The 20,471-nt window shown below is 45.0% G+C and carries 18 protein-coding genes; 12 read left to right on the top strand and 6 right to left on the bottom strand.

Features of this window, described 5'->3' with window-relative positions; genetic code table 11:
• The first annotated feature begins 84 nt into the window (after window positions 1–84).
• Window positions 85–4,287: a DNA-directed RNA polymerase subunit beta' gene (gene rpoC / locus AB6E85_RS20455; RefSeq protein WP_017060527.1), complete on the top strand. Its 4,203-nt coding sequence runs from the start codon at window positions 85–87 to the stop codon at window positions 4,285–4,287.
• A gap of 314 nt (window positions 4,288–4,601) precedes the next feature.
• On the opposite strand, the gene AB6E85_RS20450 is transcribed toward rpoC, so the two are convergent.
• Complete coding sequence (locus AB6E85_RS20450) at window positions 4,602–5,099, bottom strand: Rsd/AlgQ family anti-sigma factor (protein WP_017096512.1); 498 nt, start codon at window positions 5,097–5,099, stop codon at window positions 4,602–4,604.
• 165 nt (window positions 5,100–5,264) lie between these two features.
• On the opposite strand from AB6E85_RS20450, the gene nudC reads away from it, so the two are divergent.
• Both nudC and hemE read left to right on the top strand, forming a co-directional pair.
• Window positions 5,265–6,074, top strand: coding sequence for an NAD(+) diphosphatase (gene nudC / locus AB6E85_RS20445; protein ID WP_372143968.1), 810 nt, complete (start codon window positions 5,265–5,267; stop codon window positions 6,072–6,074).
• A gap of 299 nt (window positions 6,075–6,373) precedes the next feature.
• A complete protein-coding gene (gene hemE / locus AB6E85_RS20440; protein ID WP_017060530.1) occupies window positions 6,374–7,441 on the top strand; it encodes a uroporphyrinogen decarboxylase in 1,068 nt (355 codons plus the stop codon).
• Between the two features lie 103 nt (window positions 7,442–7,544).
• Here the strand turns inward: hemE and AB6E85_RS20435 are convergent, their stop codons facing one another.
• Both AB6E85_RS20435 and AB6E85_RS20430 read right to left on the bottom strand, forming a co-directional pair.
• Complete coding sequence (locus AB6E85_RS20435; RefSeq protein ID WP_048659212.1) at window positions 7,545–8,138, bottom strand: uracil-DNA glycosylase family protein; 594 nt, start codon at window positions 8,136–8,138, stop codon at window positions 7,545–7,547.
• A complete protein-coding gene (locus AB6E85_RS20430; RefSeq protein WP_017068862.1) occupies window positions 8,138–9,064 on the bottom strand; it encodes a D-2-hydroxyacid dehydrogenase in 927 nt (308 codons plus the stop codon). The genes AB6E85_RS20435 and AB6E85_RS20430 overlap by 1 nt, the downstream gene beginning before the upstream one ends.
• A 72-nt stretch (window positions 9,065–9,136) precedes the next feature.
• Here AB6E85_RS20430 and AB6E85_RS20425 point away from each other — a divergent pair, with 72 nt between their 5' ends.
• Window positions 9,137–9,724 (top strand): YjaG family protein, encoded by a 588-nt coding sequence (locus AB6E85_RS20425; protein ID WP_017062699.1) that lies wholly within the window; start codon window positions 9,137–9,139, stop codon window positions 9,722–9,724.
• An 80-nt stretch (window positions 9,725–9,804) separates the two neighbouring features.
• Here AB6E85_RS20425 and AB6E85_RS20420 read toward each other — a convergent pair whose 3' ends face one another.
• Window positions 9,805–10,971, bottom strand: coding sequence for a CNNM domain-containing protein (locus tag AB6E85_RS20420; protein WP_372143965.1), 1,167 nt, complete (start codon window positions 10,969–10,971; stop codon window positions 9,805–9,807).
• A gap of 270 nt (window positions 10,972–11,241) precedes the next feature.
• Here AB6E85_RS20420 and hupA point away from each other — a divergent pair, with 270 nt between their 5' ends.
• Both hupA and AB6E85_RS20410 read left to right on the top strand, forming a co-directional pair.
• Window positions 11,242–11,514, top strand: coding sequence for a nucleoid-associated protein HU-alpha (gene hupA, locus AB6E85_RS20415; protein ID WP_004729753.1), 273 nt, complete (start codon window positions 11,242–11,244; stop codon window positions 11,512–11,514).
• A 47-nt stretch (window positions 11,515–11,561) separates the two neighbouring features.
• Entirely contained in the window at window positions 11,562–12,260 is a 699-nt protein-coding gene (locus AB6E85_RS20410; protein WP_048605466.1) for a DUF1481 domain-containing protein, read from the top strand.
• A 168-nt stretch (window positions 12,261–12,428) separates the two neighbouring features.
• Here the strand turns inward: AB6E85_RS20410 and purD are convergent, their stop codons facing one another.
• Window positions 12,429–13,718, bottom strand: coding sequence for a phosphoribosylamine--glycine ligase (purD, locus tag AB6E85_RS20405; protein WP_372143963.1), 1,290 nt, complete (start codon window positions 13,716–13,718; stop codon window positions 12,429–12,431).
• A 181-nt stretch (window positions 13,719–13,899) separates the two neighbouring features.
• Window positions 13,900–15,492 (bottom strand): bifunctional phosphoribosylaminoimidazolecarboxamide formyltransferase/IMP cyclohydrolase, encoded by a 1,593-nt coding sequence (gene purH / locus AB6E85_RS20400; RefSeq protein WP_372143961.1) that lies wholly within the window; start codon window positions 15,490–15,492, stop codon window positions 13,900–13,902.
• A gap of 325 nt (window positions 15,493–15,817) precedes the next feature.
• Here purH and zntR point away from each other — a divergent pair, with 325 nt between their 5' ends.
• From zntR to AB6E85_RS20370, 6 genes are all read left to right on the top strand, one after another.
• Entirely contained in the window at window positions 15,818–16,258 is a 441-nt protein-coding gene (zntR, locus tag AB6E85_RS20395) for a Zn(2+)-responsive transcriptional regulator (protein WP_050632412.1), read from the top strand.
• A 265-nt stretch (window positions 16,259–16,523) separates the two neighbouring features.
• Window positions 16,524–17,897 carry a tyrosine-type recombinase/integrase gene (locus AB6E85_RS20390; protein WP_372143959.1) on the top strand — a complete coding sequence of 458 codons (1,374 nt, stop codon included), beginning with the start codon at window positions 16,524–16,526 and terminating at the stop codon, window positions 17,895–17,897.
• On the top strand, window positions 17,897–18,460 hold the full coding sequence (locus AB6E85_RS20385) for a hypothetical protein (protein ID WP_372143957.1): 564 nt from the start codon (window positions 17,897–17,899) through the stop codon (window positions 18,458–18,460). Before AB6E85_RS20390 ends, AB6E85_RS20385 begins: the two co-directional genes overlap by 1 nt.
• A gap of 74 nt (window positions 18,461–18,534) precedes the next feature.
• Window positions 18,535–18,732 (top strand): AlpA family transcriptional regulator, encoded by a 198-nt coding sequence (locus AB6E85_RS20380; protein WP_053309652.1) that lies wholly within the window; start codon window positions 18,535–18,537, stop codon window positions 18,730–18,732.
• Window positions 18,733–18,744: 12 nt separating this feature from the next.
• Window positions 18,745–19,155 (top strand): hypothetical protein, encoded by a 411-nt coding sequence (locus tag AB6E85_RS20375; protein WP_372143955.1) that lies wholly within the window; start codon window positions 18,745–18,747, stop codon window positions 19,153–19,155.
• Between the two features lie 191 nt (window positions 19,156–19,346).
• Window positions 19,347–19,949 carry an inovirus-type Gp2 protein gene (locus tag AB6E85_RS20370; RefSeq protein ID WP_372143953.1) on the top strand — a complete coding sequence of 201 codons (603 nt, stop codon included), beginning with the start codon at window positions 19,347–19,349 and terminating at the stop codon, window positions 19,947–19,949.
• The last annotated feature ends 522 nt before the right edge of the window (window positions 19,950–20,471 follow it).

The following is a 20,471-nucleotide window of genomic DNA, read 5'->3' as shown; positions in this document are numbered from 1 at the left end:
TCTTTTTAAAAGAAGATAGGATTATTTGGTAAAAGGGAGCTTGCTACAGCAGTGAGCTCCTTTAACTCCTTACAGGAGCTGAATGTGAAAGACTTATTAAACTTTCTAAAAGCACAGCATAAGACCGAAGAATTTGATGCAATCAAAATCGGTCTATCTTCACCAGACATGATCCGTTCATGGTCTTTTGGTGAAGTTAAAAAGCCGGAAACAATTAACTATCGTACGTTCAAACCTGAACGTGATGGTCTGTTCTGTGCACGTATTTTTGGTCCAGTTAAAGACTACGAATGTCTTTGTGGCAAATACAAGCGCCTGAAGCACCGTGGTGTTATCTGTGAGAAGTGTGGCGTTGAAGTTACACAAACTAAAGTTCGTCGTGACCGCATGGGCCACATCGAGCTAGCTTCACCAGTTGCTCACATCTGGTTCCTAAAATCACTGCCGTCTCGTATCGGTCTACTAATGGATATCCCTCTACGTGATATCGAACGTGTTCTTTACTTCGAGATGTACGTAGTAACTGAACCAGGTATGACTGATCTAGAAAAATCTCAGATGCTTACTGAAGAAGAGTATCTGGATCGTCTAGAAGAGTGGGGTGACGAATTCACTGCTAAGATGGGTGCTGAAGCGATCAAAGATCTGCTTGCAACAATGGACCTTCATCAAGAAGTGGAAGAAATGCGCGAAGAGTTAGAAACAACTAACTCAGAAACTAAGCGTAAAAAAGTTACTAAGCGCCTGAAGCTAGTTGAAGCGTTCATTGCATCGGGTAACGATCCGCAATGGATGATTCTGACTGTACTTCCGGTTCTGCCGCCAGATCTACGTCCTCTAGTACCACTAGATGGCGGTCGTTTTGCGACTTCAGATCTGAACGACCTTTACCGTCGTGTGATCAACCGTAACAACCGTTTGAAGCGTCTTCTAGAGCTAGCTGCTCCGGACATCATCGTACGTAACGAAAAGCGTATGCTGCAAGAGTCTGTTGATGCACTTCTAGATAACGGTCGTCGTGGTCGTGCTATCACTGGTTCTAACAAGCGTCCTCTGAAATCTCTTGCTGATATGATCAAGGGTAAACAAGGTCGTTTCCGTCAGAACCTTCTAGGTAAACGTGTAGACTACTCTGGCCGTTCTGTAATCACAGTAGGTCCATACCTTCGTCTGCATCAGTGTGGTCTTCCTAAGAAGATGGCACTTGAGCTATTTAAGCCGTTCATCTACAGCAAGCTAGAAACTCGTGGCATGGCTACGACAATCAAAGCTGCTAAGAAGATGGTAGAGCGCGAAGAAGCTATCGTTTGGGATATCCTAGACGAAGTAATCCGCGAACACCCAGTACTGCTTAACCGTGCACCTACACTTCACCGTCTAGGTATCCAAGCGTTTGAACCAGTACTAATCGAAGGTAAAGCGATTCAGCTTCACCCACTAGTGTGTGCGGCATACAACGCCGACTTCGATGGTGACCAAATGGCGGTACACGTGCCTCTAACTCTAGAAGCACAGCTTGAAGCACGTACACTGATGATGTCGACGAATAACATTCTGTCGCCAGCGTCAGGTGATCCGATCATCGTACCTTCTCAGGACGTTGTATTGGGCCTTTACTACATGACACGTGACAAGATCAACGTGAAAGGCGAAGGTATGTACCTTGCTGGCCCTGCTGAGGCTGAAAAGGCATACCGTACTAAGACTGCTGAGCTACACGCTCGCGTTAAAGTACGTATCACCGAGACTGTAGTAGACGAAGATGGTAACAGCACTACTGAAACGAAGATGGTTGATACAACTGTCGGCCGTGCAATGCTATGGCAAATCGTTCCAGCTGGCCTACCGTACAGCATCGTTAACCAAAAGTTAGGTAAGAAGCAGATCTCTACTCTTCTTAACGAGTGTTACCGTAAGCTTGGTCTAAAAGATACAGTAGTATTTGCTGACCAAATCATGTACGCAGGTTTTGCATACGCTGCACTTTCTGGTGTTTCTGTAGGTATCGACGATATGGTTGTACCTCAAGCGAAATACGATGAAATTGAATCTGCTGAAGAAGAAGTTCGCGAAATCCAAGAGCAATTCCAATCTGGTCTTGTTACTGCGGGTGAGCGTTACAACAAAGTTATCGATATCTGGGCATCTACGAATGACCGCGTTGCGAAAGCAATGATGGATAACCTATCTTCTGAAACAGTTATCAACCGTGACGGCGAAGAAGAACAGCAAGAATCGTTCAACAGCATCTACATGATGGCCGACTCGGGCGCTCGTGGTTCTGCAGCTCAGATTCGTCAGCTAGCGGGTATGCGTGGTCTGATGGCGCGTCCAGATGGTTCAATCATCGAAACGCCGATCACAGCGAACTTTAAAGAAGGTCTAAACGTCCTTCAGTACTTTATCTCAACGCACGGTGCTCGTAAGGGTCTTGCGGATACAGCACTGAAAACAGCAAACTCGGGTTACCTAACTCGTCGTCTAGTAGACGTTGCTCAAGACGTTGTAGTACACGAACATGACTGTGGCACGCATGAAGGTATCGACATGATGCCTCACATCGAAGGTGGTGACGTTAAAGTTGCACTTTCTGAGCTTGCTCTAGGTCGTGTAGTAGCTGAAGACGTTCTTAAGCCTGGTACTGAAGATGTACTGATTCCACGTAATACTCTGATTGATGAGAAGTGGTGTCAAATCATGGAAGACAACTCAGTAGATAGCATGAAAGTGCGCTCTGTTGTTACCTGTGATGCAGACTTCGGTTGTTGTGCACAGTGTTACGGTCGTGACCTAGCACGTGGTCACCTAGTGAACCAAGGTGAAGCAGTTGGTGTTATCGCTGCACAATCTATCGGTGAACCGGGTACACAGCTAACGATGCGTACGTTCCACATCGGTGGTGCGGCATCTACTGCAGCAGCAGAGAACAGCATCCAAGCTAAGACAACTGGTACTGTGAAACTTCACAATGCTAAGTTCGTAGTTAACAAAGATAAGAAACTGGTTATCACTTCTCGTGCATCTGAGATGACGATTATTGATGAATTCGGCCGTACTAAAGAGAAGCACAAACTTCCTTACGGTTCGATGCTAACCAAAGGCGACAACGCAGCAGTTACTGCTGGTGAAGTTGTAGCTAACTGGGAAGCGCATACCATGCCAATCATCACTGAAGTGGCAGGTCGTATCCAATTCGTAGATATGATCGATGGTATTACAGTTTCTCGTCAAACTGACGATCTAACGGGTCTTTCTTCAAGTGAAGTTACAGACGCAGCAGCTCGCCCAGCAGCAGGTAAAGATATGCGTCCAGCTATCAAACTTGTTGATGAGCAAGGTAACGACGTAATGATCCCTGGTACTGATATGCCAGCTCACTACTTCCTACCTGGCAAAGCGATTGTAAACATCGAAGATGGCGCTGAAGTTGGCATCGGTGACACACTATCTCGTATCCCTCAAAAATCGAGCGGAAACAAAGATATCACCGGTGGTCTACCACGCGTAGCTGACCTATTCGAAGCTCGTAAGCCTAAAGAGCCTGCGATCCTTGCTGAGCACACAGGTACTGTGTCTTTCGGTAAAGAAACGAAAGGTAAGCGTCGTCTAGTAATCACTCGTGAAGGCGGTGACGCTTACGAAGAGATGATTCCTAAGCATCGTCAATTGAACGTGTTCGAAGGTGAGAAGATTGAACGTGGTGATGTAATCGCCGACGGTCCTGAAACTCCACACGATATCCTGCGTCTACGTGGTATCCACGCAGTAACTCAGTACATCGCGAACGAAGTTCAAGAAGTTTACCGCTTACAAGGCGTAAAGATTAACGATAAGCACATCGAGACTATCGTTCGTCAAATGCTACGTAAGTGTACAATCACTCATTCTGGTGACTCTCCGTTCCTACCTGGCGAACAAGTTGAGTACCACAATGTTAAGATTGCTAACCGTAAGCTAGAAGCTGAAGGTAAAGAACTAGTACGTTTCGAACGTGACCTACTAGGTATTACTAAAGCATCTCTTGCAACTGAGTCATTCATCTCAGCTGCATCGTTCCAAGAAACGACTCGCGTACTAACAGAAGCTGCGGTTTCTGGTAAGCGTGATGACCTTCGCGGTCTGAAAGAGAACGTAATTGTTGGTCGTCTGATCCCAGCTGGTACTGGTTTCGCATACCACCAAGAGCGTCAAAAGCAACGTGAAGAAGAGCAAGAAGGTCCTTCAGCTGAACAAGCTACTGACAATCTAGCAGCACTTCTAAACGCTGGTTTCTCTTCAGAAGAGTAAGCTCTACGAGTAGTCTCTAAGAGATAAGAAAAAGGCACCTTCGGGTGCCTTTTTTGTATCTGGCGTATTGGTATTTAGCTATGACTTATAAAGTGATAGGTGTGCTTATCTAGCTGGTGGGGTTGGATTTATGTCCTGAAGAGTGCTCTTTGAGGCCAGTAAGATAAAGGGTAGAGATGATTAGGCTGATTAGGGCTGTAACCATATGCTTATGGCTAAAGGTCTGGGTGAGCGAGTAAGCTCTGTCTTTTGGATAACCTTACAGACAAAACAAAAAGCTTGCACAGAGGCAAGCTTATTAAGGATTCAGCTAACTAAGCGCCTGGTGGAATCGCTAAACTGTCTGCAATAAGCTGGATAAGATTATCTTCTACTTCAAAACGTACTTCGAGTAGTTCACCTACTTTTGACATATCTCCTTCGAAGTTAGGCAACTCATCGTCTGCATTTACTTTAACGTACTTATCATTGAACTCTAGAAGCGGCTCGGTTGTAAGTACGATCTTCGCGTAAGTTGTATCAATCTCGTCATTGGTTTTAAAGCCTGTTGCTTGCCATTTTTTCATGACCATATCGTAGATCTTAAAATGACCCTCTGAGATATAATCGACAACATGATCGCAGAATGAGCTTATTTCTTTAGGAGAAGGGAGTTCAACAACGTTTGATTGCCCGTTGCTAGCTGGCTGCAAGGCACCTAGCTTACAATACTCTACGATTAGAGACTGTCGAGTTTCGAGCCAATGATCGATGACCTCATTAGAGCCACCCCATTGTTCTTGTATTTGTTTGAATTTATTTAGCATGACCATGTCCTCATGATCTGATCACAACCTTGTGATCAAGTAATTGCCTAAGCAGGGTCCGTTTTATTGGTAGCTACTAAAAGTAATAGCTTGAAATATTCTCTGCTACAACTCTAGTATGAAATTAGATTGCCAGTAAAATGAATGAACTGCAAGCAATGAGGCATAGGGATGTTAAAAAAAAGTGATAACAAAATGACAGAGCAAGCTTATTGGTGCGTCGTTTCTGGTAGTGATATTTGGGTTAATAATGATCAGTTTCCGTTTGGCTCTGCTGAAGAGCTAGGGCTGAGTGTGGAGCATGCAATCTGTATTGGCCAGCATCAAGGTCGCAAGGTGTATTGGCTCAACGATTGTGATGTGGAGAATGAGCTGAGCATGGTTAGCCTAAGAGAGTTACTGCACTGGCCTGAAGTGAGTTTCTTGACTGCAAGCAAAGCCATCCAATATGGGCATATGACTCAAAGTATGCGTTTTTGCCCTCAGTGTGGTGGTCGAAATCATCTCAATCATAACCAGGTGGCGATGCAGTGTGGAGATTGCCGCACGCTTCATTATCCTCGTATCTTCCCGTGCATCATTGTCGCTGTACGAAACGACAACAAGATATTGCTTGCGCAGCACCCAAGACATAAAACAGGTATGTATACCGTGATAGCGGGCTTCCTAGAGGTTGGAGAGGCCTTAGAGCAGTGTGTGGCAAGAGAAGTCAAAGAAGAAACGGGTATCGATGTCGATAATATTCGTTATTTTGGCAGCCAGCCATGGGCGTTTCCATCGAGTATGATGATGGGCTTTCTCGCAGATTATGCTGGTGGTACGCTTAAGCCTGACTACAGCGAGCTATCGGATGCTCAATGGTTTGACGTAACAAGCCTGCCTGATGTTGCTCCTGTTGGGACCATTGCGAGACAGTTGATTGAGAAAACAGTTGATGACGTGATGAAAGATGGTGTGACGGAGCAGATGCTAGAGCACTAATTGGCCTGTGATAGTATTTAGCCTATGGGTAGTCAAAAGCTAAAAAAAACCCTCCACAAGTGGAGGGGGTAAGTAAGATGTCGTTATGAGATGCTGAGTAGTGACTACTCAGATGTTATAATTGTAATTTTCGCTAGCGAACAAATTTTTAACATGCTCCCGTAATTGGGTGCAAATTAAGCATTGATTTAAAAGTTAATAACTTGATCTAGGTTGCAAAGCACACAGCTTTTACCCTTCAATCAGTGTTAGAATACTTGCCATCAAAACTAGACAAGATTGAATTGGAATTTAACGGAATGACCGAATTAAAAAACGATCGCTATTTACGCGCACTTTTAAAACAGCCTGTTGATTACACACCGGTATGGATGATGCGCCAAGCTGGCCGCTATCTTCCTGAGTACAAAGCAACGCGCGCTGAAGCGGGCGATTTCATGTCTTTGTGCAAAAACGCGGAACTGGCATCAGAAGTAACACTTCAACCTTTACGTCGTTTCCCGCTTGATGCGGCAATCTTGTTCTCAGACATCCTAACTATCCCTGATGCAATGGGCTTAGGTTTGTACTTTGAAACAGGTGAAGGTCCTAAGTTTGAGCGTCCTATCACGTGTAAAGCTGACGTAGAGAAGATTGGCTTACCCGATCCAGAAGGTGAGCTTCAATACGTAATGAATGCCGTTCGTCAGATCCGTAAAGACCTGAAAGGCGAAGTGCCGCTGATTGGTTTCTCTGGTAGCCCATGGACTCTAGCGACATACATGGTTGAAGGTGGGAGCTCTAAAGCATTCACTAAGATCAAAAAGATGATGTACGCAGAACCACAAACGCTGCACCTGCTTCTAGACAAGCTGGCTGACAGTGTTATCGAATACCTGAACGCGCAAATTAAAGCGGGTGCTCAATCAGTAATGGTATTTGATACATGGGGTGGTGTACTGACTCCTCGTGACTACAACCTATTCTCACTGCAATACATGCACAAAATCGTTGATGGCTTAATCCGTGAAAACGAAGGTCGTCGTGTACCGGTTACTTTGTTCACTAAGAACGGTGGCATGTGGCTTGAGTCTATCGCAGCAACAGGTTGTGATGCGGTTGGTCTAGACTGGACAATCAACATCGCAGATGCAAAAGCTCGCATCGGCGACAAAGTTGCTCTGCAAGGTAACATGGATCCTTCAATGCTTTACGCTCAGCCTGAACGTATTCGCGAAGAAGTAGGCAGCATCCTAGAAGGCTTCGGCGACGGTGGTACAGGTCATGTATTTAACCTAGGCCACGGTATCCACTTAGATGTACCGCCAGAGAACGCTGGTGTATTCGTTGACGCTGTTCACGAATTGTCTAAGCCTTACCACAAGTAACTCTGAGTAAGATGATTGAAAGCGCTGTTGGGAAACCAACAGCGCTTTTTTATTGCCTGAAATTGGTATTTGATCGCGCTTTAATCTTGTTGTGTGCAGTTAATTAGGCATTTGGATCATGGTAGGCCAAATGCTCTGAGATGTGTTTCCTGATATAGGGAATGACTTCGCTTTCAAACCAAGGGTTCTTCTTTAGCCAGATATTATTGCGTGGCGAAGGGTGAGGTAATGGCAAAAATTCAGGCGCCCAAGCCTGCCAGTTTTTGACTGTTTCTGTCAGCGTTTTGGTGGTTCTTTCCTTTAAATAATAGTTTTGCGCATATTGACCAATCAATAGTGTCATTTGAATGTTGGGCAATGACTGCAGTACTTTTTTGTGCCAGAGCTCTGCGCATTCTTTGCGTGGTGGCAGATCGCCACTCTTTCCTTTTCCCGGATAACAAAACCCCATAGGCACAATCGCGACTTTATGCTCGTCGTAAAAAGTATCGCTGTCTATCCCTAACCAGTCTCTTAATCGTTCGCCACTGGCGTCATTCCAAGGGATCGACGACTCATGCACCTTGATACCCGGCGCTTGACCTATGATCAGCAAACGCGCATTTGGGTGTGCTTGAATCACTGGGTTGGCACCGTGTGATAGGTGAGGTTCACAAGCTCGGCATTGTCGAATCTCTTTAAGTAACGAAGAGGACATCAGTAACCTTTATCAAAATCGATGACATGATTAAGTGTAAAGCCATCTCGCCATTGTTGGTAATTCTCTGCGAAGATCTCGACCACTTGTCTTGGCTCACTGAGTGCAGCGATGTGCGGAGTGATGGTAACTTGCGGTAGTTTCCAGAAAGGGTGTTCTTGCGAGAGCGGTTCACTTTCAAACACATCTAAAAATGCGTGTTCTACCCATCTGTTTTTTATGGCGAGCAACAAGGCTTTATTGTCGATGCTTTCCCCTCGACCGACATTAAACAGCAACACATTAGAGCAGTAACCTAACGTGGTTTGGTTCAACAGCTGATAGGTTTCAGCTGTTGATGGCAAGGTGTTGACCACAATATCGGCCTGCTTAAGGGCAGCCTCTATCTCATTGATGTGGAAAGTCTCTTTAAAGGTTTCTTGTTTGGATGGGATACCCGTACGGTTGACACCTATGGTATGAATACCAAAAGCCGCCGCGGTTTTTGCCAAATGACTGCCGATTGAACCTGTTCCTAAAATCACCATAGTTTTGTCAGTTAGGCTAGTATAAAGCTGTGGCTGCCAGTTTCGTTGTTGTTGATGCTGGTGGTAATGAGGGAAGTGTCTACAGTGACTGATTGTGTAACCCAATACGTATTCTGCGATAGCCGGGCCAAAGATGCCTTTGACGTTGGTTAGCGTATAGTCCTGACGCAGATCTGGCTGAGTGAGTTTATTGATTCCAGCATAGGTACTCTGTACCCAGTCTAGCTCTTTAAACTCGCTGAGGCGTTCTGCGATTAGAGGTGGTGACGCCAAGACAATCTGTGCTGATTCGGGGTTTTGAGTGATTTCTAGGTCGGGTAAATCCTGGTTTAGAATCAGTTGCGTATAGGTATCGTCATGCTCAGTAAGAATATAGAGCTTATTCGTAAAATTGTTCATCGGCTTACCTTTTCCCCCCAGGGTTTATCAAGTACACTTTCGCTGTCTTTTTTCTGCAATTATTGAGTGACTATGCTTCAGAATCCACTGCAGGTTCGTCTTGAAAAGTTAGAACCTTGGCAACAAATTACCTTTATGGCGTGTCTATGTGAGCGTATGTACCCTAACTATGCCATGTTTTGTGAGAATACAGAATTTGCGGAAGCTCGAATCTATCGTGATGTTTTGGATAGCATTTGGGAAATCCTGACGGTTAAAACAGCAAAGGTGAACTTTGAGCGTCAACTTGAGAAGGTTGAAGAGCTATTCCCTAGCGGTGATGATTTTGATTTTTATGGTGTTTACCCTGCAATGGACGCATGCCAAGGCCTAGCAACGCTAATTCATGGCCTGCTTGACCGTGAACATATGTTGGAAGCGGTAATTAAAGTGAGTCAACAATCGGTGAAGACGGTTGCTGAGCTTGAGTTTGCTCAAGGCGCTGAAGAAGTGACGAACGAAAACCAGAAAGAAAACGAAGCGGTATGTGAAGAGTGGGACGTTCAGTGGGCCATTTTCCGACCTCTACGTGAAACGACTGAGCGTGACTTAGAGCTGATCAAAGACCTACGTCACGAACTGCGTGAAGACCCAGTCAGTAACATTGGTGTTGCGCTATAATTCGCAATTGCACCAAGGTACGACTAAAAACAAAGGCTCCCTAGGGAGCCTTTGTTGTATCTGACGGTATCAAATTTAGATTAAGCGTCTTTTTTGTCTTCGTTCTGCACTTTGTCTTTTGATGCGTCGTCGTCATTCGTTGATTTTGCATCTGAAGAGTCGTTGTCTGCTGGAGTTTCTTCCTCTAGCTCGTCCTCGTCATCGCGGTTTTCGATAACACCGTGTGTCTCTTTCCACTTCTCCCAGCGTTGGAACGCCAGTTCTTGCATGTCAGTCGTCTTATCCGCTTCGTCGACAATCTCTTCGCCCACTAGGTGCTCAAAGATGTCTTCTAGGGTGATGATGCCCTGAATAGTGCCGTATTCGTCCACAACTAAAGACAGTTGCAGGCGGTTTGCCATCATCTGGTCAAAGGCCTTAGCCAAGCCCATGTTGTTCAGCAACACGTGGATAGGGCGCATTACTTCACCCAGAGCTTTCTCACCACAACCCGCTTGCTGCAATCTAAACAGCTCTAGGCGGTGAACAAAACCGATGATGTTGTCACTCTGCTCGCTGTAAACCAGCGGACGTGAGAATGGCGTGTCTTTATGTTGCTCTAGGAACGTATTGACACTCATTTCCGCATCAACACGGAATACCACTGGGCGCGGCGTCATTACCTGAGTCACGGGTACATCTTGAATACCCAGTAGGTTGCTCAGGATTTTTGATTCGCCTTCTGCAAACTCGCCGCTCTCTTTTGCCAAAATTGCCATTGCAGATAGCTCATCACGCATTTTTGGTGCTTGGTGGCCACGAGCAAGACGTTTGGTGATCTGTTCTGAGAACCAGACAAACGGTGTTAGGAAGAACACCATCCAGCGCAGCACGCTTGCCGAAGCAGGAGCAAGTTGACGCCAGTAGGTTGCACCAATGGTCTTTGGAACAATCTCAGACAACACCAAGATACCTAGCGTTAGCACGGCAGAGAAAACACCTAACCATTGGCTACCAAAAACGACAGCCGCTTGTGCACCCGCAGTGGCAGCACCGATAGTATGCGCGATGGTGTTGAGCGTTAAAATTGACGCAAGCGGGCGGTCAATATCTGTTTTCAGTTTGTCTAAAGACTCTGCTGCAGGGTGCCCATTTTGTTTTAGTTGAGCAATGTAGCTCGGACTAATACTCAAAAGTACAGCTTCCAAAACAGAACAAATGAAAGAAACTCCAATAGCAATGGAGACGTAAATAGTTAGCAGCAGCATGTTTGCCCTTAAATTAAATTGTACGCTTTAGCAGCGATTCAGCGTGGATTATAGTGAAAAAGTAGTGGCTAGGTCATCATTAATTTTGCTCTCAGCCCCTTTTAAACAAGGGCTTGCTTAATAAAATCAGTAACAAATTGTGAGTTATTACTCATATTATGGCTAAAACTACGGCATTAGAGCTAAAGATCGACGACAAACCTTTGCCAGATGGGGCATTTATGTTTTAGAGTGAATTGAATTCAAAAATACAAAGAAGGGAAACCTAAAATGAACAAGACTCAATTAATCGACTTTATTGCTGAAAAAGCGGACCTTTCTAAAGCACAAGCTAAAGCTGCTCTAGAAGCGACTCTTGGCGGTGTTACAGATGCTCTTAAAGATGGCGATCAAGTTCAGCTAATTGGTTTTGGTACTTTTAAAGTAAACCACCGTGCAGCTCGCACTGGTCGTAACCCAAAAACTGGTGATGAGATCCAAATCGCTGCTGCAAATGTTCCAGCATTTGTTGCAGGTAAAGCGCTGAAAGATTCAGTGAAATAATCTAAACTGTACCGAGGTAGTCGTATTCCACCTCGGTACAGGTTTTTATGAAAAAAGCATTTCTTCTAGTTTCACTATTATCTACATTTCTCATTGGCTGTTCTTCAACAAGCCCTCGCAAAAACCTAGAGCAATTTGAAACTCATACCGGCGGCCAAGTCATGGGCGACGCGACAAGTTTCTACTGGGTTACAAACAAGCTAACACAACCTCATACTTCAGCTGACTACGTCACTGTCGGCGATTACGGCTGGTACCAAACTGACTATGCTTGGTCAGAAGGCGTGCTTCGCGAATTCATTCGTGAAGGCGAGCAGCGTAACTCTTCTAATGAGCTGGTTCCTTATCGTGTCCATGTTCGTTTCAATAAGTCAGGCGAAGCTGTGTATCAACAGTATCGTATTGATAGCAAAATCTTACCTATCCAAGCTAAGCAACTCGAAAACTACCAGAAAGAAGCTAAGTCGGTTCTAGAGACTACGATGAAGCAGAATGACGAAGGGCTCAGACTGGTTCAGGGTTACTGGGATGGCAGTTCTTTTAAGACGTGCGCTGGTGGAGAATTTGATCGTATTGAATTTAACCAGACCTTACCAAGCTTCGTGATCGACCGATTGGCATCTGTGGAAAGCTATGCGGCATTTCTTGGCAGTGATTCACTGGGTAAGATGAGCGTGGAAGAGTTACTGATGCTGGCTGAAGACAGCCATGATTGTGTCGTTAGGCCATCATTGTTGAAAGAATAGCGAGTAATCAAAGAATTGAGAGTATTTGGCCTACTGTAGGCCAAGTGCTGATTTGTCTGTACAGGCGCAGATTCCTAGAAAGATTGAGTAATAAAAAAGGCGCCTATCGAGACGCCTTTTGCTGTTATTTGCTTACTGTTATGGAAAGTAAGCGAGTAACCAGATTGATTACTGCTCTTGCTCGCGCGCAATCGCACGGTAACCAATGTCATTGCGGTGGAACATACCATTCCAGCTAACTTGCTTCGTCAACGCGTAAGCACGCTCTTGAGCTTCAGAAACCGTGTTACCCAGTGCCGTTGCACAAAGTACACGACCACCGTTTGTCACCACATCGCCAGCTTCGTTATTAGTCGTACCCGCGTGGAAAACCTTTTGGCCTTCAACTTCGCTTGTTGGTAGTGAAATAACGTCACCTTTTGCGTAGTCAGCAGGGTAGCCGCCTGCCGCAAGAACAACACCGATAGAAGCGCGTGGATCCCACTTTGATTCTGCTTCGTCTAGTTTCTCGTCGATAGCCATTAGGCAAAGCTCAACAAGGTCTGACTCCATACGCATCATGATAGGTTGCGTTTCTGGATCGCCGAAGCGGCAGTTGTATTCGATAACCTTAGGTGTGCCATCAGCATCGATCATTAGGCCAGCATAAAGGAAACCAGTGTAAGGTGCGCCTTCTGCGTCCATACCACGTACCGTTGGGTAGATAACTTCCTCAAGGATACGGTTGTGGATTTCAGGCGTCACAACTGGAGCTGGAGAGTAAGCACCCATGCCACCAGTATTAGGACCCGTGTCTTTGTCGCCAACACGTTTGTGATCTTGGCTGGTGGCCATAGGAAGAACGCTAGAACCGTCAACCATTACGATGAAGCTTGCTTCTTCGCCTTCAAGGAATTCTTCGATAACCACGCGGCTGCCAGCTTCGCCAAATGCGTTGCCCGCTAGCATATCTTTGATTGCGTCTTCAGCTTCTTCAAGGGTCATCGCAACGATAACGCCTTTACCCGCCGCAAGACCGTCAGCTTTTACTACGATTGGAGCGCCTTGCTCACGCACGTAAGCGATAGCTGGCTCAATCTCAGTGAAGTTTGCGTAGTAACCCGTTGGGATGTCATGACGAGCTAGGAAATCTTTAGTGAATGCTTTCGAACCTTCAAGCTGTGCTGCAGCTTGAGTTGGACCAAAGATAGGAAGACCTACTTCGCGGAATGCGTCAACTACACCAATAACTAATGGCGCTTCAGGGCCAACGATAGTCAGTTCGATTTTTTTCTCTTGAGCAAACGCCACTAAACCAGCGATGTCTTCAACGCCGATGTTTACGTTCTCTAGTTTCGGCTCAAGTGCAGTACCTGCGTTACCTGGAGCAATGAATACTGTTCCAACGTTTGGGTTTTGTGCCGCTTTCCAACCCAAAGCATGTTCTCTACCGCCAGCACCGATGATTAAAACTCGCATTGTAAAATCCTTAATCTCAAATATCTAAATATTTAAAAAAACAAAGTTATAAGTCTTGCTCAAAGTAGTTGGTGATGTGGCTAGGCAGCAATTGAGCCCATCCCCGGGAGCATAGTCCGCTATGTGACCGGGGTGGGCGAAAGCAGCTAACGACGCCACAGTGCCAAATACGAAGAGGAAATTAGTGGCGGAAGTGACGCATGCCCGTAAAGATCATCGCCATGCCGTGTTCGTCTGCTGCTGCGATAACTTCGTCATCACGCATAGAACCACCCGGTTGGATAACACACTTGATGCCAGCTTCTGCTGCCGCGTCGATACCGTCACGGAATGGGAAGAACGCATCAGATGCCATTACACAACCTTCAACCTGTAGACCTTCGTCTGCAGCTTTGATGCCTGCGATTTTCGCAGAGTAAACGCGGCTCATTTGGCCAGCGCCAACACCAATTGTCATGTCGCCTTTCGAGTAAACGATAGCGTTAGATTTAACGTATTTCGCTACTTTCCAGCAGAATAGAGCATCTTTCAATTCTTCAGCTGTTGGCTGGCGCTTAGAAACCACTTTCAGGTCATCTTCAGATACCATGCCTTGGTCGCGGTCTTGAACTAGCAAACCACCGTTAACGCGTTTAACGTCAAAGCCAGTTGTCTTCGTTGTCCATTCACCACACTCAAGTAGACGAAGGTTTTTCTTAGCCGCTACGATTTCTACTGCTTCAGCAGAAACTGATGGTGCAATGATAACTTCAACGAATTGACGCTCAGTGATAGCCGTTGCTGTTGCAGCGTCTAGCTCACGGTTGAAAGCGATGATGCCACCAAATGCAGACGTTGGGTCTGTTTTGAATGCACGGTCGTAAGCTTCTAGGATGTCTTCACCTAGTGCTACACCACACGGGTTAGCGTGCTTAACGATCACACATGCTGGTTGGGCGAACTCTTTCACACATTCAAGTGCTGCGTCTGTGTCAGCGATGTTGTTGTAAGAAAGGGCTTTACCTTGAATTTGGCGAGCTGTAGAAACTGATGCTTCTTCAGGGTTTGCTTCAACGTAGAATGCGGCTGCTTGGTGGCTGTTCTCACCGTAGCGCATGTCTTGTTTTTTCTCGAACTGTTGGTTGAATGTGCGAGGGAATTTAGACTCTTCGTCACCTTCTTTGTTCTCACCGTATGATGGAACCATAGTGCCGAAGTAGTTTGCAATCATGCCGTCGTAAGAAGCGGTGTGCTCGAATGCTGCGATAGCGAGGTCGAAGCGAGTCTCTAGTGTTAGAGATTTCTCGTTCGCGTCCATTTCAGCGACAACGCGCTCGTAGTCGTGTGCGTTAACAACGATAGTCACGTCTTTGTGGTTTTTCGCTGCAGAGCGAACCATTGTTGGACCGCCGATGTCGATGTTCTCAACAGCGTCAGCAAGGGTACAACCTTCTTTAGCAACGGTTTCTGCGAATGGGTATAGGTTTACAACAACCATATCGATAGGGTTGATACCGTGAGTTTCCATCACGTCATCATCTTGGCCACGACGGCCTAGAACACCACCATGAACTTTTGGGTGCAGAGTCTTAACACGGCCATCCATCATTTCTGGGAAACCAGTGTAGTCAGATACTTCTGTAACAGAGATGCCTTTTTCAGCAAGCAGGCGAGCAGTGCCACCGGTAGATAGGATATCTACACCACGGTTAGCAAGAGCTTGTGCAAATTCAACGATACCAGTTTTGTCTGATACGCTGATTAGAGCGCGGCGAATTGGACGAGCGTTATTCATGCTTCCATCTTCCTCAAATTCATGGGGTTAAAATAAAGATATTTGCCAAAAAAGAACTTGTTTCTATCTTCTTAGCGTGGATTATCTTAGATACCAGTAAGAGATAAAATATTGGCCAGTTTTGGTAAAGACCTTTTGGGTTAGTCTTATGATTAAGCTATAAGATAACCAACTCCAAATTTGATGGCGCAGATTCTAACTAATTTATTACAAAAAAGCTCGCGCAATCGTTTGGCATCTCAAAATTAATTATGAAAAGTGCCATTTCAGCCTGAAAAGTAACGATAAGGTTAATTGTGGAATGGACGAAACAGTAGGAAAAAACATGTTTCAGATCGGTGAATTAGCGAAGCGATGCGGTGTGACAGCCGATACCTTGCGATTTTATGAGAAGAATAGCCTGATCGCGCCAGCCAGTCGCAGTGAATCGGGTTATCGCCTATATGATGAAAATAATCAGAAACAGGTGACGTTTATTCTCAAATCTAAAGCGTTGGGGCTGAGTTTGGACGAGATTAAAGAATTGCTTGAGATTCGCCTCGAGGCCACACAGCACAGTTGCGCTGAAGTGAAGTCGATTACCTCAGCAAAATTAGAGATGATTGATGAGAAGATCACTGAGTTAACTAAGATTCGCACCGCACTTAAGAAGATTAATGATGCGTGTTGCGGCCACGTGGACGACGATGCAAGCCATTGTTCTATTCTGGCAGCCTTGGATTCCGCAAATGTCGACAAAGGGCGCTGTTGTCGCACAGGAGAGTAATCAGCCACCTATCACGGTTCGACAAGCCAAAAAAAAGCCAAACTCAAAAATGAGCTTGGCTTTCAATTCAATAAATTACGAAAGAACGATTAGTTCATGCCGTATCAGTTAATTCATTGTTTTTTGAACTTTTTAGATGTTCCCATTTTCCTTTAATATCCTTGTTATATAAGGGTTTGCCCTTAATTTTCGTTCCCTTTTGTTCTTTGTTGTTCTAGGTTAGACTATCCTTTGTGTGTAACTATGCGTGTAACTGGATAGGAATATGACAAAGAAAACCTCACTCACAGACACAAAACTAAAAAAGCTCCTGAGAGTTGATTTAAGCAAACAAGAATCTCATAGCGTTGGAATGGGTTTAAGTATTCGAGTATCACCATCACAGCGTCAATCTGGAAGTGTTAGACCTGATAATAACTTGCTTTGGCTGTATCGCTATCGCTTAGGAGACAGAACCACCAGCCCCAAAGCATTAACGCTAGGCAAGTATCCAGAGATTAGCCTGTCTCAAGCTACAGTCTTAAGAGATGAGTGCCGAAAATGGCTAGCCGCAGGTAAAGATCCTAAGAACGAGCTAGCTATTCAAAAGCAAGACACCTTAAAACCTTTGACAGTTAAGCAGGGGCTAACGCTTTGGTTAAGTGACTTCAACGCAAGAAAACGAGTTAACGCAGAGAAGCATTTCGCCCAGTTCCGTAAATACATACTTCCCATCCTTGCTGATCTTCCTTTAGAGCAAATCACTAAACCGATGTGGATTCGTTGCTTACATCGCTCTGATGATAAGTGGGCGGTGGCTCGCGGTTACACACTCAATAATCTTAAGCAGGCTTTGCGTTTCCTAAAGAAACAGGGTCACAAACTTGATGTCGATGTTTTTGATATCGACTTTGACGACATAGGCGCAGCCAAGCAGAAGAAATCGAGCAGAGCAGCGGTAGAAGTGCCAGATGGAGAGGGAAATATTGAATGGGATGAGTTGCGTGATCTAGTTGAGTTCAGTTTTAACGGCAAGATGGTTCCGTATTATCAAAACTTGCTACAAATCTTGTTAGTCATGGGAGCAAGAACTCAAGAGGTGAGGCTATCTAAGTCTAGTGAGTGGGATTTAAAGCGCAGGGTTTGGACTTGCCCAGCAGAACACAACAAGGTCAAAGAGAAAGCACAACAAGCTGGTGGAACTGGCGATATTGTGCGTCCTATTCCTGAGTTTATCTATCCACTTATTGAGAGCCTAGCTACCAATAACCCAGACGGTTATCTGCTTGGTGAACTAAAGCAAGCGCCAGCGGTTAGCGCATGGGGTGGGAAGCTGTCACAGCGTATTGGTTGGATTAGTGATGATGAGGCTAATCAGTATAAGCAGGCTAAAAAACCACTCAAAGAACACCCTAAATTCTTTCGATTCCACCACCTAAGGCACACTTTCAGCACCGCACTCAATGAGCTTCAAACAGACAACTACGCCATTGAAATGATGCTCGGTCATGCGTTACCAAGGATTGAGGGGAACTATAACAACTCTAGCGCAATGAAGCGTAAAGCTAACTTACTCAGAATTTGGTGTTCACACATTGAGAAGCTATTAGAGCGCGGTGAGCAGGCTAGCAACGTGGTGAGCTTTGGAGGGAGTAAGTAATGCTAGAGATCGATGAACAATATCTAGTTAATGAAATATTGAGCGAGCTTGTTTCTAATGCTGCTGAAATTGATTTGGCTGAGTTCACTTTGAACAGCCCAGAGGCAATGGAAGCTTGTCGAATTATTCAACATGAGTTGCCTAAGATTGGGTTGAGCGATCCACAACTTGAAGCCGTAGAAGCTTGCTTTCAAGCAATTTCCGCATTGTTTATGAAGGCTGGAGCTGATTGCGCGGTAGATTATTTAGCGCCTTCAGTCGCTTTGGCGGTAAAGAGAGTTAGGCTATCCGAAAAACAGCGTGATAGTGGGCGGCACAATGCTAATCAGTATCGTCAAAAATGTATTGAAATTGCCAAGGATACTTGGGAAAAGCACCCACAGGCCACGTCAGCGAGTTTAGCTAACAAAATAAATGCTGCGTTTGTTCTAAATGGTAAAAAAGCACCGACAGAAAAAACGATTAGAAACTGGTTTTCAGAAGAGGGAAAAGATTTTCAGCCCAAGGTTAAGAGCAAGCGAAACCTGGCTTACGAGCTAGTGATAAAAAAATCCCTGACCTAGCTACTTCCACCTAACGGTAATACAAACAAGCAAGCTGAACCCTGAAAGTTAAAGAGCAACTAAAGGGGTTCAATATGTTCAGTTCCAGTCAACGTTTCCTTACCACCAAGCAAGTTTGTGAGTCATTAGGCGTAGGCCGTACATGGCTCTATAACGCAGAGAAGCAAGGCCGCTACCCGAAAGGCCAGCGCCTAACTCCACGCTGTGTTCGCTATCGTGCCGATCTCCATGAGCAATTTGTTCGTGGTGAGTGGCAGCCAGAAGCAGCATAAAGGGGAGGCATTATGAAAAGTATAAGCGCCACCCAGAATAAACTAAGCAGCGCCAAAACCGACACTGGCAGCATAGCACAGCAAGATAAACGAGCACCATACAAGTATGAAATGTGCGCAATGGAGCTTCTTGAAAGAGGTTCTGAGGGCTTGTGGGCATTAGATGCTTTGCGAGCCTTTGGCACAACCTGTTTGAACAGTGATATAAGCGACTTGTTTAACAATCGAGGAGTGAAGTTTCGCAGGGAGCCATATCGCCATACAACCAGATATGAAACAACGGTTATTTTTACACAGTACTCTCCACAAACCAAAGAGGATGTTTTGGCGCTGGTTATCATCGTTAACGATGCTCGAAGCAAGCGAGGTGTAGCACCACTGGCTAAAGGAAGAGTCGCAATGTATCTGGCTCTAATTAAGTAAGTATCCGCTTACCCTCTGTGACTAGTAAATAAAGGGGTGAACAACCATAAACAACACTACTAGGTTTTTTACCCCTAAAAAATACAACTTTTCCACAGGAATTGCTTTGTAACATATATCGCAGGGGGTTAGTAACAACTAACTAGCTGCTAGGTAATTAATAATATCTATCTTTTTTAATAGTCCTATCTATGCCCTATGTATCAAAACAAAAATGGTTCGAGTATCAAGGAAAAATTTGGTCGGTCAACCCAACTAAAAGCGGTTTGAGAACGGACATACTCAGAGCAATACTTGGTGAGCTAGATGAAATGCTTTGCCGTCATAGAAAGGTGTTTGTATGGCGATTTGATCTTCACTTGCCGTACCTCACTGACGACAACAAATTAATTACAGATTTTAATCGGAGGCTTAGAAAACGAGTTGAACGACATTATCAAAGTGAGTTTGGCTTTGCTTGGGCGAGAGAACAGGAAAAAGCCAAGAGTCAGCATTACCATTTTGTTTTGATTCTCAATGGCAGCAAGGTTAATTATTACCACCGATTAGCAGAATGGGTTAGGGAAATTTGGGAGTATCATGGCTCGGTGTTTGTCGATGATGCTGGTGGGCATCATAGCGGTACGGCTTATCACAGGCTTGAACGGGGTGATTTTGAAGCAATAGACGCAGCTAGTTACCACATCAGCTATCTAGCTAAGCCTAGAGGCAAGGGTTACCGTCCTAAACAAACAAAAGACTTTGCTTCTTCAAGGCTGCGAAACTCAAGGAACTCAAAGCACCGCAGATGCTAAGTATTGATAAGGTCAGCCAATGTTAAGTGAGGCCAAGGTAAGTAATGGGAAGGATGTCAGATCTTAAGTAATCTAAAGGTTGGATGTTTAGTAATGTTTAGGTTAGCTGAGGTTAAGGTAATCGAGGCTGGCGACTACCTTCCAGATCCTAACTAATCCTCAGCGTGATTGAATTATAGGCTCTCGGATGCTCGGTAAAAGAAGTAAGCTCCAGCAGGCCAAAATATAAAGGCACTAATACTCATAACAAGAGTTCCGCAAATCCTTTCCCAAAGGGCAAATATTGTTACGCTTAGAAAGGAGCCAACGAAAAACAGTATGACAGGGGAGTACCAATTACTGTGCTGGTAGAAGTTAAATAGTAAATAAAGCAACGCTATTGAGCCTACTAAGCTCGATATCATCAAAGCTATTTCATAGTTTCGGCTACTTCCCTGAAAGTTATTTGACTGTTGGATATGGCTATATAGATAGCCAAAAAAGACGATCCAGCTTCCAACCGCTTCAAGAGATAAATACTCA

The sequence above is a fragment of the Vibrio sp. 10N.247.311.51 genome (genome assembly GCF_041467855.1).
Lineage (GTDB): Bacteria > Pseudomonadota > Gammaproteobacteria > Enterobacterales > Vibrionaceae > Vibrio > Vibrio coralliirubri.
This window is presented reverse-complemented; position numbering and strand designations above follow the sequence as displayed.